This window comes from Stenotrophomonas maltophilia, from assembly GCF_013464485.1.
GTDB lineage: Bacteria > Pseudomonadota > Gammaproteobacteria > Xanthomonadales > Xanthomonadaceae > Stenotrophomonas > Stenotrophomonas maltophilia_AW.
The window spans coordinates 1-13139 of the sequence record NZ_RAUX01000021.1; the positions used below are offsets into that span (position 1 = coordinate 1).

At 68.0% G+C, this 13139-nt stretch carries 13 protein-coding genes; 4 read left to right on the top strand and 9 right to left on the bottom strand.

Going from position 1 to position 13139, the window contains the following annotated elements:
- Nucleotides 1–158: 158 nt before the first annotated feature.
- Together ilvD and D7Y61_RS09960 are read left to right on the top strand one after the other, a co-directional pair.
- Nucleotides 159–1997 (top strand): dihydroxy-acid dehydratase, encoded by a 1839-nt coding sequence (ilvD, locus tag D7Y61_RS09955; RefSeq protein ID WP_180866102.1) that lies wholly within the window; start codon nt 159–161, stop codon nt 1995–1997.
- A gap of 137 nt (nt 1998–2134) precedes the next feature.
- Nucleotides 2135–2752: a hypothetical protein gene (locus D7Y61_RS09960; RefSeq protein WP_180866103.1), complete on the top strand. Its 618-nt coding sequence runs from the start codon at nt 2135–2137 to the stop codon at nt 2750–2752.
- Between the two features lie 24 nt (nt 2753–2776).
- Here the strand turns inward: D7Y61_RS09960 and dinG are convergent, their stop codons facing one another.
- The 3 genes from dinG to aroE form a co-directional block, all read right to left on the bottom strand.
- Nucleotides 2777–4879, bottom strand: coding sequence for an ATP-dependent DNA helicase DinG (dinG, locus tag D7Y61_RS09965; protein WP_180866104.1), 2103 nt, complete (start codon nt 4877–4879; stop codon nt 2777–2779).
- Nucleotides 4880–5034: 155 nt separating this feature from the next.
- The gene (locus tag D7Y61_RS09970) at nt 5035–5388 is read right to left on the bottom strand and encodes a hypothetical protein (RefSeq protein ID WP_180866105.1); all 354 of its coding nucleotides are present in this window, start codon (nt 5386–5388) and stop codon (nt 5035–5037) included.
- Nucleotides 5389–5391: 3 nt separating this feature from the next.
- Nucleotides 5392–6237, bottom strand: coding sequence for a shikimate dehydrogenase (gene aroE, locus D7Y61_RS09975; protein ID WP_180866106.1), 846 nt, complete (start codon nt 6235–6237; stop codon nt 5392–5394).
- A gap of 48 nt (nt 6238–6285) precedes the next feature.
- On the opposite strand from aroE, the gene D7Y61_RS09980 reads away from it, so the two are divergent.
- Nucleotides 6286–7158 carry a PD40 domain-containing protein gene (locus D7Y61_RS09980; protein WP_180866107.1) on the top strand — a complete coding sequence of 291 codons (873 nt, stop codon included), beginning with the start codon at nt 6286–6288 and terminating at the stop codon, nt 7156–7158.
- A 33-nt stretch (nt 7159–7191) separates the two neighbouring features.
- Here D7Y61_RS09980 and D7Y61_RS09985 read toward each other — a convergent pair whose 3' ends face one another.
- The 4 genes from D7Y61_RS09985 to D7Y61_RS10000 all read right to left on the bottom strand — a co-directional run bounded on the left by D7Y61_RS09985 (nt 7192) and on the right by D7Y61_RS10000 (nt 9790).
- Complete coding sequence (locus D7Y61_RS09985; protein WP_010482214.1) at nt 7192–7461, bottom strand: hypothetical protein; 270 nt, start codon at nt 7459–7461, stop codon at nt 7192–7194.
- A 32-nt stretch (nt 7462–7493) separates the two neighbouring features.
- Nucleotides 7494–8483 (bottom strand): porphobilinogen synthase, encoded by a 990-nt coding sequence (hemB, locus tag D7Y61_RS09990; protein ID WP_180866108.1) that lies wholly within the window; start codon nt 8481–8483, stop codon nt 7494–7496.
- A gap of 19 nt (nt 8484–8502) precedes the next feature.
- Nucleotides 8503–9420, bottom strand: a complete 918-nt coding sequence (locus D7Y61_RS09995) for a bestrophin family protein (protein WP_180866109.1) — start codon at nt 9418–9420, stop codon at nt 8503–8505.
- Nucleotides 9421–9541: 121 nt separating this feature from the next.
- A complete protein-coding gene (locus D7Y61_RS10000; protein ID WP_006475755.1) occupies nt 9542–9790 on the bottom strand; it encodes a hypothetical protein in 249 nt (82 codons plus the stop codon).
- Nucleotides 9791–9973: 183 nt separating this feature from the next.
- Between D7Y61_RS10000 and D7Y61_RS10005 the strand changes: the two genes are divergently transcribed.
- The gene (locus D7Y61_RS10005; RefSeq protein ID WP_180866110.1) at nt 9974–10432 is read left to right on the top strand and encodes a hypothetical protein; all 459 of its coding nucleotides are present in this window, start codon (nt 9974–9976) and stop codon (nt 10430–10432) included.
- A gap of 135 nt (nt 10433–10567) precedes the next feature.
- On the opposite strand, the gene D7Y61_RS10010 is transcribed toward D7Y61_RS10005, so the two are convergent.
- Together D7Y61_RS10010 and D7Y61_RS10015 are read right to left on the bottom strand one after the other, a co-directional pair.
- On the bottom strand, nt 10568–12367 hold the full coding sequence (locus D7Y61_RS10010; RefSeq protein ID WP_180866111.1) for a DUF885 domain-containing protein: 1800 nt from the start codon (nt 12365–12367) through the stop codon (nt 10568–10570).
- A 235-nt stretch (nt 12368–12602) separates the two neighbouring features.
- Nucleotides 12603–13118, bottom strand: a complete 516-nt coding sequence (locus tag D7Y61_RS10015) for a cytochrome c oxidase assembly factor Coa1 family protein (protein WP_180866112.1) — start codon at nt 13116–13118, stop codon at nt 12603–12605.
- Nucleotides 13119–13139 lie beyond the last annotated feature (21 nt).

A 13139-nucleotide genomic window follows, 5' to 3' on the forward strand; every position in this document is an offset into this window, starting at 1 on the left:
TTGCTTCGGCTGTTGCTTCGGCTGTTGCTTCGGCTGTTGCTTCGGCWGGTGCCGGGCGCAGCCCGGCCGGACCACCTCCGGTGGTTGCAGCAGCAACCGAAAAAATTGTCCATGATCGGCTGACCCCCACGTCGTACGGCCCGCCCGTTCCGCCAGCCATGCCCGAATACCGTTCCCGCACCTCCACCGCCGGCCGCAACATGGCCGGCGCCCGCGCCCTGTGGCGTGCCACCGGCATGAAGGACGGCGACTTCCACAAGCCGATCATCGCCATCGCCAATTCCTTCACCCAGTTCGTGCCCGGCCACGTTCACCTGAAGGACCTTGGCCAGCTGGTCGCGCGCGAGATCGAACAGGTCGGCGGCGTCGCCAAGGAATTCAACACCATCGCCGTGGACGACGGCATCGCGATGGGCCACGACGGCATGCTGTACTCGCTGCCCAGCCGCGAGATCATCGCCGACGCCGTGGAGTACATGGTCAACGCGCACTGCGCCGACGCGCTGGTGTGCATCAGCAACTGCGACAAGATCACCCCCGGCATGCTGATGGCCGCGCTGCGCCTGAACATCCCGGTGGTGTTCGTTTCCGGCGGGCCGATGGAAGCGGGCAAGACCAAGCTGTCCGAGCACAAGCTGGATCTGGTCGATGCGATGGTAGTGGCCGCCGATGACAGCGCCTCCGATGAGAAGGTGGCCGCGTTCGAACGCAGCGCGTGCCCCACCTGCGGCTCCTGCTCGGGCATGTTCACCGCCAACTCGATGAACTGCCTGACCGAAGCGCTGGGCCTGTCGCTGCCCGGCAACGGCACCACGCTGGCTACCCATGCCGACCGCGAGGCGCTGTTCCGTCGCGCGGGACGCCTGATCGTCGAACTGTGCCATCGCTGGTATGGCGGCGAAGACCCGGGCGCACTGCCGCGCGGCATCGCCACCCAGGCGGCGTTCGCCAACGCGATGACCCTGGACATCGCCATGGGCGGTTCCACCAACACCATCCTGCACCTGCTGGCCGCCGCGCAGGAGGCGGAGGTCGACTTCGACCTGACCCACATCGACGCGTTGTCGCGGCGTGTGCCGCAGCTGTGCAAGGTGGCGCCGAACACCCCGAAGTACCACATCGAGGACGTGCACCGCGCTGGCGGCGTGTTCGGCATCCTCGGCGAGCTGGACCGCGCCGGCCTGCTCGATGCCTCCGTACCCACCGTGCACAGCGCCAGCCTGGCTGACGCGCTGGAACGCTGGGACGTGGTGCGCAGTGACAACGATACCCTGCATACCTTCTTCAAGGCCGGTCCGGCCGGCATTCCCACCCAGGAGGCCTTCAGCCAGGCCACGCGCTGGCCGACGCTGGACGTGGACCGCGCCGAGGGCTGCATCCGCTCGCTGCAGCATGCGTACTCACTGGAAGGTGGCCTCGCCGTGCTGCGTGGCAATCTGGCCGTGGATGGCTGCGTGGTGAAGACCGCCGGCGTGGACGAATCGATCCACGTGTTCGAAGGCCCCGCGCGCGTCTATGAAAGCCAGGACGCCGCCGTCGCCGGCATCCTCGCCGACGAGGTGCAGCCCGGCGAGGTGGTGGTGATCCGCTACGAAGGCCCGAAGGGTGGCCCGGGCATGCAGGAAATGCTGTACCCGACCAGCTACCTGAAATCGAAGGGACTGGGCAAGCAGTGCGCGCTGCTCACGGATGGCCGCTTCTCCGGCGGCACCTCGGGCCTGTCGATCGGCCACGTTTCGCCGGAAGCGGCCAGCGGCGGTGTCATCGGTCTGGTGGAAGATGGCGACCGCATCCGCATCGACATTCCGGCCCGCCGCATCGACCTGCTGCTGGATGAGGCCACCCTGGCCCAACGCCGCGCCGACGCCGATGCGCGTGGCTGGAAGCCGCGTGCACTGCGTCCGCGCAAGGTCACCAGCGCGCTGAAGGCGTACGCCCTGCTGGCCACCAGCGCCGACAAGGGTGCGGTGCGCAACACCGCCCTGCTGGGCGATTGACCCGATGCGGTAGTGCCGGCCGCTGGCCGGCATCTGCACAGTGACTCCCCAGATTGATGAGGTGGCCGGCCAGCGGCCGGCACTACCCATCCTGATCCGTTATGGTGGCCCCGGAAGTCACCAACACGGAGGTTGAGATGATGTTGCTTTCCATTGCGCTGGCTGCTGCCATGGGCGCAGCAGCCGAACCGCCAAAAGCACCCGACTGCAGCTACGACCGTGCAGCGATGCTGGCGATGGAACCTGGCCAGTTCGATCAGGACCTGGAAGGTGGCTGGCGCCCGTTGGCCGACCGTGGTTGTACCCGCGAMGCGGCCGACCTGCTGTCCGCCTACGGCGCACTGCCCAAAGCGGAAGGCAATGTCATCATCGCGTGGCACGAGGGCCAGCTGCGCGCGGAACTGGGGCAGACCGCGCAGGCGATTGCGCTTATGGAGCGCAGCCACAAGCCAGTAAACGGGAGCGACCCGGGTTACTGGAATGCCTACGTCGACGGCATGGTCGCGTTCCTGCGCCAGGACCGCAGCGCCCTGGAAAAGGCTCGTGCGAGGCTGGTCGCGATACCGACGCCCACCGCGATGGCGGAGAACATCAAGGACGGTCGCTACCACTTCACCACCGAGGGCGGGCAGCAGATGCAGATGCCGTGGCCGCCGAACCTGGACGTGCTTGATGGACTACTGCGCTGCTTCGGCAAACCCTATGCGGAGGCTTATGGGCCAGGCTGCCGGACACCTGAAGCAGGCGCCCGGTAGCTACCAGGCGCCGCAGTCCGACCGTCAGCCGATCACGCGCTTGAACGGCGGCAGCGCGTCGATGATGCGCTTGCCGTAGCGGCGGGTCAGCAGGCGCGAATCGAGGATGACCACGCGGCCGGTGTCGGTCGAGGTGCGGATCAGGCGTCCGGCGAACTGGGTCAGCGTGCGCAGCGCGTGCGGAATGGCAATCAGGTTGAAAGCATTCAGCCCGCGCCCCTCGAACCATTCGCTGAGCGTGGCGGTCTGCGGATCGGTCGGCACCGCGAACGGCACCTGGGTGATCACCACCGTGGTGCAGGCCTCGCCGGGCAGGTCGAGGCCTTCGCCGAACGAATTCAGCCCGAACAGTACCGAGCCCTCACCCGCCGCGACACGGCGCAGGTGTTCGTCGATCAGGCGGGTCTTGGACATCTCGCCCTGCACCAGCACCTGCTTGCGGCGCGCGGCCGACATCAGTCCGGCCACCTTCTCCATCTTCCAGCGCGAGGTGAACAGCACCATCGAGCCCCTGGCCCAGTCCAGTTCGGTGTCCAGGTAGCGCGCCACTTCGCGCGGATGGCCTTCGCGGTCGTCCGGGGTGACCGGGAACTTCGGCACAATGAGCTCGGCCTGGTTGGGCAGGTCGAACGGCGAGGACAGCGAGACCATCTCGGCCTCTTCGGGGATGCCGTTGTCGATCGCCAGCGACTGGAAGTCGCCGCCGCCGGTCAGCGTGGCCGAGGTCATCACCACCGAGTCCACTTCATCCCACAGCAGCTTGCGCAGCACGTGCGCGGCCGACACCGGCGAGCCGTGCAGCACCAGGTCGCCGTCGCGGGTAGCGGTGACCCAGCGCGCCATCGGCGGCGCGCCGTCCTTGTCCTCGCGGCGCCACGCCTGCCACAGGTTGTACTGCTGCTCGATCATCTCCAGCGCCATGCCCAGGTTGCGCTGCAGGCGCTCGCGCGCGGCATCGTCCGGCTTGCCCTTGGCCACCTGTGCGGTGGCGGCATGCGCCCAGTTGTAGAGGCTGCGGGTATCGTCGGCCAGGGCCTCGATCGGCTCGCGCCAGGCCTCGGGCAGTCGCCCGTTGGCGGCGCGCCACATCGGTTCTTCGTCGGCCGGTGCCGGCATCCACACCCGCTCGATGTGGTCACGGAACGCGCGCAGCTGCTTGGCCACGTTGCTGGCCACTTCGATCGCTTCGTTCGGCAGCAGGTTGCCGAGACGGTCCTTGTCGACCGCGCGGTAGGCACCGGCGATCAGGATCTGCAGGCGGCCGGTGCGCTTGGCCATCTCGTCCAGCGCCAGGCTGGCTGCGCCCTGGTCGATGGCCACATTACCGATGTGATGACCTTCGTCCAGCACCAGCAGCATGTCCGACGGCGGTGCGATCAGCGGCTGGCCATTGTCGCTGTCGCCGATCGACAGTGCCGACAGCAGCAGCGCGTGGTTGGTGACCACGATCTGCGCATCACGCACGGTATTGCGCGAACGCAGCACCGCGCACTGCGCCGAATACGCGCAGCGACGCCCGGCGCAGCCCGAGGCCGGCGTGGTGATGCGGCTGCGCAGGCCGGGGCTGATGGTTTCCGGTGCGTTGTCGATGTCGCCGTCCCAGCTGCCGCCGGTGAAGGCATCGGTCAGGCGCTTGGCGATGTCCATCTCGATCGGCGCCAGCGGCCGGTCGAACAGCGGTGCATCATCCTCGAACATGCCGCCCTGCGAACCCTCGCCCTGCGCTTCGGCGGCGTTGCGCGTGCACAGGTAGCGGGTGCGGCCCTTGGCCAGCGCCACGGTCGCTTCCAGGCCGGTGGCCTTGAGGAAGTTGGGAATGTCGCGCTCGACCAGCTGCGACTGGAGGGCCACGGTGCCGGTGCTGATCACCAGCTTCTTCTTGCTGGCCAGCGCGATCGGCACGCCCGCGGTGAGGTAGCCCAAGCTCTTGCCCACCCCAGTGGGCGCCTCGACCACGCCGACGCCACCACTTTTCGACAGCGCGCGCGACACCACGCCGATCATCTGGCTCTGCGAGCGGCGGGTGGAGAAGCCGGGAGTATTGGCCTGCAGCGTCGTGTACGCCTTGCGGATCGCGTCCTTCAAGGCGTCATCGAGCGTGCGCGGAGCGGCGACGGTTTCGGTCACGCCGGGATTTACCGTGGCTGGATCAGGCCGGTCATTGTCGCATGGCCGGCCACCTTCACCGCCGCTGGCACCCTGAACGGGCCAGCGACGACGCCCGGCGACCAGATGGGCACGCCGGGCTGGACAAGCAACGGCCCAAGGCCGTCAGCGGGGTGTCATTGCGCTGCGTTGCCGCGCAATCGCAGCAGGCGCACCAGGGCCCACACCAGCAGCACCACGCCGATGGCCTCGACCATCGCCAGCGCGAAATGCAGCACGCCGAGGATGACGCCCATGTTCGAGACCGCGCCGAAGTTGCCACTGCTGACCAGCCACATCGGCAGGATGCCCGCGGCCAGGCCGCCAAGGCTGGACAGCATCAGCAGCAACAGGCCGGCCAGAGCACCGGTACGGGTGGCGTCGCGCGGCGCACCCACCACCCAGACCAGGCCGACGCACAGTGCGATCAGCACCGGCAGGCGCACACCGACCATGCTCAGAACCGTCACCAGCAGGGTTGTGCCATCCATCGATCAGTCCTCGCCGGCCAGCACGGCCGAGCCCTGGCGCAGCGACTGGTAGACATCGTCGGTCTGCGGGCGCACGCCGTGCCACTGCAGGAAGCTCTCGGCGGCCTGTTCGACCAGCATGCCCAGGCCATCCACGGTATTGCGGCAGTTCGCCGCGCGCGCCCAGGCCAGGAAGGCGATGGCCGCCTCACCGTAGTTCAGGTCCACGGCGGTGGTCATCGAATTGACCAGCGACAGCGGCAGCTTGAATTCCACATCCCGGTCGCGGCCGGCCGAGGTGGCGTTCACGATCAGCTCGAAATCGCCCAGCTCACGCAGGTCTTCCCAGTAGCGGCTGATCGCGCGGCCCGGTTCGCCCATGGCGTCGATCAGTTCATCGGCGCGCTCCGGCGTACGGTTGACCACCACCAGCTCGGTGATACCAGCATCGAGCAGCGCCGGGGCGACGCTGCGTGCGGAGCCACCGGCACCGATCAGCAGCATGCGGCGACCACGCAGGTCCAGGCCATGGCGGTCGGTCAGGTCGCGTACCAGGCCGATGCCGTCGGTGGTGTCGCCATGCCAGCGATCACCCTTGCGCAGCAGCGTGTTGACCGAGCCGGCGCGGCGCGCACGCGCGGTCAGGGTGGTGCACACCGAGAAGGCGGCTTCCTTGTGCGGCGAAGTGACATTGGCACCGACACCGCCATCGGCAGCGAAGGCCTCCAGGCCGGCCAGGAACGCATCCGGGGCCAGGTCGATCGCGCGGTAGTCCACCGCGATGCCTTCCTGGCGACCGAACGTCGCGTGGATCTGCGGCGACTTCGAGTGGGCAACGGGGTGTCCGAAGACGGCGTAACGGTCGGTCATGGAATCCTCAAGCTGGCTAGACTGGTGCTCTTTCGTGCACGGACCCGGATGATGCGCATCACCCCGCCCCTGCTGGTGCTTGCCGCCAGTCTACTCTCTGCCCCCGTGGCGATGGCGTTGAACGAGTACGGCATCGAAGGCATGGGCGTGGTCTCGACCCGTGCCGACGAGGGCCGCGCCACGATCAGCGCCGACGGCCAGCGCATCGTGTTCGCGCGCCGCAGCCAAGCCGGCTGGGGCCTGTGGGAGGCACGCGCGGTCGATGGCCGCTGGCAGCAGGCGCAGGCGCTGCCGGTGGGCATGGCCGGCGAGGCCCGCGATCCCTACTTCAGCCGTGATGGCCGCTGGCTGCTGTTCGCGGCCGGGCGCGAGGGCGCGCTGGCGCTGTACCGGGCCGCGGTGGAAGCCGATGGCCAGCTGGGCAGGGCGCAGCCCTTGGCGGGCGACGGTGGACGCCGGGAAGAGCGCGGGCCGGCCCTGAGTGCGGACGGCAAGCGGCTGTTGTTCGCCCGCCAGCAGGGACGCGGCGCGGGCTGGGACCTGTTCGTGGCGACGCTGGACGCTCAGGGCGTGCGTGGCCCGGCCACCGCACTGGCCGCGTTGAACAGCGCCGACGACGAGACCGACGGCGACTGGCTGGGCAACGATGGCGCGGTGGTGTTCAGCCGTGTCAGCGGCGCGACCGCGCAGGTGTGGATCAGCGGCTGTGTGTGGAGTGGCGTGGCGCTGCAGCCATTGGGGCTGTCGTTCAACCAGGCCGGCGGCTGGACCAGCGCGCCGGTGATCGACAACGCCAAGCCAGGCGAAATGATGGTGGCCAGCAGTGCCGCGAAGGCCCCGCGTGCCGGTGGCGTGGACGTCTACCGGTTGGCGGTGCCGAAGGTGGCGGCGGTTGCGGGGTGTGTACCGGGCGCACGGTGACGGCAAACGCCAACCAAGGTTGGCACCCACCCGTCAGCGCGACAACACCTTGGCGCGCTGCTGCTCGTACTCGACTTCGCTCAACTGGCCGTTGTCCTTGCGCTGATTCAGCGCGGCCAGCTCGGCCTGCACGCTCTCCGGCAGGGCCTGCTCACGGGCTACGTGGCGGGCGGCCGAGAGCTGCTCCGGCGGGCGCTTGCCGGCCCGCCAGGCGGCGATGAAGACACCGACGATGATGGCGCCGAACACCAGCGTACCGATGCCCCAGATCAGCCATTGCATCCATCCCAGTTCGGGTCCCATCGCGCATTCCTCCGTCTATCGAGGCGCTATTGTCAGCGCTCGCGCAGCCATTGCGCCACCTGAGGCGCGAAATAGGTCAGCACGCCGTCGGCACCGGCCCGCTTGAAGCCCAACAGCGACTCCAGCACGCAGGCGCGCTCGTCCAGCCAGCCATTGGCGAAGGCGGCCTTCATCATCGCGTACTCGCCACTGACCTGGTAGGCGAAGGTCGGCACGCCGAACGTCTCCTTCACCCGGCGCACCAGGTCCAGGTAGGGCATGCCCGGCTTGACCATCACCATGTCGGCGCCCTCTTCCAGGTCCAGCGCGATCTCGCGCAGGGCCTCGTCGCCGTTGGCCGGGTCCATCTGGTAGGTCTTCTTGTCGGCCTTGCCGAGGCTGGCGGCGCTGCCCACCGCATCACGGAACGGGCCATAGAAGGCCGAGGCATACTTGGCCGAGTAGGCCATGATGCGCACGTTGATGTGATTGTCGGCATCCAGGGCGCGACGGATCGCGCCGATACGGCCATCCATCATGTCCGATGGCGAGACGATGTCCGCGCCGGCCTCGGCATGCGACACCGACTGTTTGACCAGCGCTTCGACGGTGATGTCGTTCAGCACATAGCCCTTGTCATCGATGATGCCGTCCTGGCCGTGCGTGGTGTAAGGGTCCAGCGCCACGTCGGTCATCACCCCCAGCTCCGGGAAGCGCGACTTCAGCGCACGTATCGCCCGTTGCGCCAGCCCGTCCTCGGACCACGCCGCCGAAGCGTCCAGCGACTTCAGCGACGGGTCGATCACCGGGAACAGGTCGATCACCGGAATGCCCAGCTCCAGTGCTTCTTCGGCCACCTTCAGCAGTTCTTCGATCGACAACCGCTCCACGCCCGGCATCGACGGCACCGCAGTGCGGCCGGCCTGTTCGTGCACGAACACCGGGTAGATCAGGTCGTCGGTGGTCAGCGTGTTCTCGCGCATCAGGCGGCGCGAGAACTCGTCGTGGCGCATGCGGCGCGGGCGGTAAAGCGGGTGTGACATGGCAGGCTCCGAGGAGTGGCTATTGCAACAGGTAGCCCTGCGGCAGCAGGGGTTCGGGCAACGGGCGTTCGCCGAGCGCGTCAAGCTGGTCGATCTCGATCGTGCGCACCAGCGCGTCCAGCGGCAGGTCGTTCGGCTCCAGGCCGAACGGGTCTTCCATTTCTTCGCCCAACTGGTCCAGGCCGAAGAAGGCGTAGGCCAGCACCGCTGACAGCACCGGCGTGCCCCAGCCCAGCGAACTGGCCAGACCGAACGGCAGCAGCACGCAGAACATCCATGCGCAGCGGTGCAGCAGCAGGGTGTAGGCAAACGGCAGCGGCGTGGTGAGGATGCGCTCGCAACCGGCCTGGATCGACGACATCGCGTGCAGGCGATCTTCCAGCTGGGTGTAGAGGATCGGGTCGAGATCACCGGTGCGCAGGGCCTTGGCCAGCTCTGCGGCGATCATCGACAACAGAGCGTCGGGCACGTTTTCGCGCTCGCCCAGTTGTTCGCGCTGGCGCTTGTCCAGCCATGGCAGAGCCACCAGAGCGACGATGCGCCCGCGCAGTCGCCCGGCCAGGGCGTGTGCGAAGGCAGTGGTGAGATACGCGATCCGGCGGCGACGGTCAGCATCATCGGCCAGCAGCAGGTTCACCTGGCGGGCCAGCGAGCGTGATTCGTAGACCAGCTGTCCCCACAGCTTGCGGCCTTCCCACCAGCGCTCGTAGCAGGCGCTGTTGCGGAAGCTGAGAAAGATCGACAGCACCAGGCCAAGCAGCGTGAACGGCGTCACCGACACGCGTTCGATGCCGGTGGGCGGCGCCAGTTCCACCACTGCGGCCACGGCGATGGACAGGATCAGGATGGCCAGCACCTTGGGCGCGATCGCTTTGACGATCGAACCACGCAGGATGTACAGCAGTTGCCAGCCGTGGGGACGGGGTCGGATGATCATCGGGCAGCCGCGCCAAGCGCGGATTCACAGGCACGCGGGGGCTCGCGCAGCCGTTCATTGTACGCCCCTGCCCGGCCATGGACCGTGCGCCTGCGACGCCCTGTCGCACCCGGGCGCGGGCTCAGATCACGCCGCCACCCAGGCCGAGGCGGAGGATGCCGACCACCACCACGATGCCGTTCAGGACCAGTCCGGCCCAGGCCCGGCCACGCTTGCTGGGGTGGGTGAACAGGATGCCCAGCGCGGCGATCACCGCACCCACGGCAGCGAACGGGATGAGGAACCAGTTGCCCCAGCCCAGCAGCGGTATCAGCGCCAGGATCATCCACAACAGCGCCAGTACGCCCCATAACAGACTGATCACACCCATGCCACTCTCCCGCCGTTGGTTCCTGACCCCACCATAGACGTTCCCGCTGCCGTAGCCTACTGCCTTGGCAGGGCTGTCACCGGCGCCGTGCTAGCGTGGTTCCGAGCGAGCCCTGGCCCGGGTGTTGGCGCCGATTCAGAGTGGCCCGCCGATGATCGCAACCAGTCCTGCAGGGGTGATGCCATGAACATTCGTTGGGCCGCGTTGGCGGCCATGCTGCTGGCCGCGGCCGGTTGTGCCAGCACCTCCAAGGTGATGCTGGGCCGAGCCCGCGCACCGATTGATCCGGCTTTGGTGCAGGTCTACTCGACCCCACCGGCCGGCTCCCAGGAAATCGCCCAGCTGGAATCGGCTTCCGCCGTCGGCTTCGGCACCCAGGGCCAGACCGATGCCGCCGTGGCACGCCTGAAGCGTGAGGCCGCCGCGCTCGGCGCCAATGGCGTGGTGCTGATGGGCGTGGGCAGCAGTGGCTCGCCGGTGGGCATGTCGGTGGGCGCCGGCACGTTCGGTTCGCACGTCGGTGGCGGCGTCGGCATCGGTATTCCGACCACGCAGAAGCGTGCTGCGGGCGTCGCCATCTGGGTGCCGAATCCGGCACCGCCGGCACGGTTGCCGACACAGGTGATCACCCCGCAGCGGTGACGCGGCAGCCTGCATCAACCGACGCATCGCTCTGGTAGGTGCCAACCTTGGTTGGCACGAAACCCGCAGCGCCGACCAAGGTCGGCATCTACCAACGGCAATTGCCGGCCAGCGGCCGGCACTACCGGGTGGGATTCAGCGCTTGTACTTCGGCACGAACACCTTGTTCACCGCATCGGCCAGCTGGTCCGGCGGCAGCAGGCCCTGGTCGAGCAGGAAATTGTTGAACGCGAGGCGGTCGAATTTCGCCCCCAACGCCAGCTCGGTCTGCATGCGCAGTTCCAGGATGCGGGTGTAGCCGTAGAAGTAGCTGCCGGCCTGGCCGGGCATGCGCACCATGTAGCGGTCCAGCTCCTGGGTGGCCATCGCCTTGGACAGGCCGACCTGCTCGATCAGTACACGCTCGCCGTTGGCGCGGTCGGTCAGGCCGAGGTTGAGCATCGGGTCCAGCATGGCGCGCGCGGCACGCAGCAGGCGGAACTGCAGTGCAATCATCTGCCCGTCCAACGGCTCGTACGGCACCATCTCGGCTTCGGCGTACAGCGCCCAGCCTTCCACGTTCACCGAATTGAACGCGAACATGGTGCGCGCCAGCGACACGCCGCGCTCGACCATCGCAGTGAACTGCAGCTCGTGGCCGGGGCGGCCCTCATGCGCGCTCAGCGTCCACGCCGCCGCACCGAAGTTGAAGTCGTCGTACTGCGCGCCCGGGCCAGCAGCCGGGTTGCCCAGCGGCAGCACGAAGGTACCCTGCTGCCCGGTGTTGTTGACCAGAGGCGCCGGCAGGAAGTGCGGCGCCGGGCTGGCCGCGCTCTCGGCGGCCGAGCCCAGGCGCATCTGCATGGCGCGCTTGGGCACGTCGACGATGGCATGTTCACGGATCAGCGGATCGATCGCATCGATCACCTTGCGGTAGTGACCCTCCAGGTGATCGTCGGCGATCTTGTCGGCCTTCAGCGCGCGGATCACCGCCACCGGGTCGCTCGGGTCGGCCACCTTCAGGCCCTTGTCCTTCACCACCAGCGGTGCCAGCTGCTGCATCGCCGAGCGGGTTTCCATGAACTCCAGCTGCGCACGCTGCATCAGCAGCTTCGGATCGATGTCGATGCCGACCTGCTTGAGCTGATAGGCATACAGCGGCGCCGGCAGGCGTGCATCGGTGCGCGCCTTCGGCAGCACCTCCTTGCGGGTCCAGGCGGCGTAGTCCTTCATCTGCCCGGCCAGGGTCTTCATCGCTTCATCGGCACCGGCAATCTGGTACTTCTTCAGCAACGACTCGATGCCGGTGACGTAGGTCTCGACGTTGTCCAGCGACTGCTGCACTTCGATCTTCGTCGGCTGCAGCAGGCTGCTGACCTTCAGCCGCTCTTCGTAGCGCTGGCGCGCCAGCGTGGTGAAGGCGGTGCCGCCCGGCTGCAGGCCGGCGTACGCCTTGAGGCGATCGAGTGCCTTGGCCCGGCGCTCGGCCGGCACCTGGTCGGACAGCAGCAGGTTGAGGCCACTGAACACCGTCTGCGGCGCGTCGCTCCACGGCAGCAGGTACTTCTCGTTGAGCTCGCTGCCTTCGATGTTCTGGTTGGCGGCATGGATCATGATCTCCAGGTCCTGGCGGACGTTGGGATCCTTTTCGGCGGCCAGCTTCGCCTTCAGTTCGTCGCGTGCCTTGGCCATCGCGGCGCGATAGCGCTTGTCGTTGTCCGGGCCGAGGTCGGCCACCTTGTCGTCATAGCCGGGTACACCGAAGAAGCCGGTTTCCTCCGGCTGGAACGGGCCCTGGGCGTCCAGCAGGATCTGCGCCAGCGCATTGCTGCGGGCGACCCAGGCCGGGCTGGCCGGCGTGGCGGCCTTGGCGGCGGGTGCAGCCAGCGCCGGCGGTGCGGACAGCAACGGGGCAGCAGTCAGGGCCAGGGCAACGGCCAACGCGATCGGCTTCATGGTGCACTCCAGGACAGGGTTGCCCGCACCCTACGCGCTCAGCGCGGTGCCGACAATCGGCGGGAAGTCATGGCGACCGGGTTGTGCAGCCCGGCTCTGCGTGAACCTGCCGGGTGTAGAGTCGACTGTCAGTCGACTATCGCGCGCAGCGCGGGGTTTTCAGGCGTCTTGTGGAGAGCAGTCGACTAACAGTCGACTCTACATGGCCGCCCTTACCCGGCCGCGCGACCTGCGGTCACAGCGCGGCGGTCAGCGGGCATTCGCCACGCTCACGGCAGGCCTGCAGCTCGCACTCCCCCGCAGCCTCGTCGTCATCCAGTGCGGTCAGGTCGAAGGTCTTCTTGTCCTCAGCCAGCACGTACATCACCGGGTAGTCCCAGACTTCGTCGCGACGGCTGCCCTGCACGAACAACCGGCCGTGGGCATGCGGCCCTTCCAGAGCCACGGTCAGGCCAACGTCACGCTGGCCGTTGATCGCCGTCTGCATGCTGCCCAGCGGCATCGACTCGATATGCAGCGGCTCGCCGAATGCTTCCACCAGTTCGATGCTGCAGCCGGCACGGCGCAGTGCTTCGCGCATCGGCGGGCTCTCGCGTGCCGCCTCACTCCAGCGCAGCACGCTCCACGCCACTACGCCGCCGGCTCCGCCCAGCACCAGCACCACCGTCAGCGGCATCGCCCAGCGCCAGTGGCGGCACCACCAGCCGGCAGACGTCTGGCGATGAGCGGGAATTGGCGGTGGCAGGGTCATCGGCGGGCTCCTTCCCGGATG

Coding starts and splice junctions, on each gene's coding strand:
- D7Y61_RS10010 (WP_180866111.1), bottom strand. CDS start 12,367: ATGAAGCCGATCGCGTTGGCCGTTGCCCTGGCCCTGACTGCTGCCCCG.
- D7Y61_RS10005 (WP_180866110.1), top strand. CDS start 9,974: ATGAACATTCGTTGGGCCGCGTTGGCGGCCATGCTGCTGGCCGCGGCC.
- D7Y61_RS10000 (WP_006475755.1), bottom strand. CDS start 9,790: ATGGGTGTGATCAGTCTGTTATGGGGCGTACTGGCGCTGTTGTGGATG.
- hemB (WP_180866108.1), bottom strand. CDS start 8,483: ATGTCACACCCGCTTTACCGCCCGCGCCGCATGCGCCACGACGAGTTC.
- D7Y61_RS09970 (WP_180866105.1), bottom strand. CDS start 5,388: ATGGATGGCACAACCCTGCTGGTGACGGTTCTGAGCATGGTCGGTGTG.
- D7Y61_RS10015 (WP_180866112.1), bottom strand. CDS start 13,118: ATGACCCTGCCACCGCCAATTCCCGCTCATCGCCAGACGTCTGCCGGC.
- D7Y61_RS09985 (WP_010482214.1), bottom strand. CDS start 7,461: ATGGGACCCGAACTGGGATGGATGCAATGGCTGATCTGGGGCATCGGT.
- D7Y61_RS09980 (WP_180866107.1), top strand. CDS start 6,286: ATGATGCGCATCACCCCGCCCCTGCTGGTGCTTGCCGCCAGTCTACTC.
- ilvD (WP_180866102.1), top strand. CDS start 159: ATGCCCGAATACCGTTCCCGCACCTCCACCGCCGGCCGCAACATGGCC.
- aroE (WP_180866106.1), bottom strand. CDS start 6,237: ATGACCGACCGTTACGCCGTCTTCGGACACCCCGTTGCCCACTCGAAG.
- D7Y61_RS09995 (WP_180866109.1), bottom strand. CDS start 9,420: ATGATCATCCGACCCCGTCCCCACGGCTGGCAACTGCTGTACATCCTG.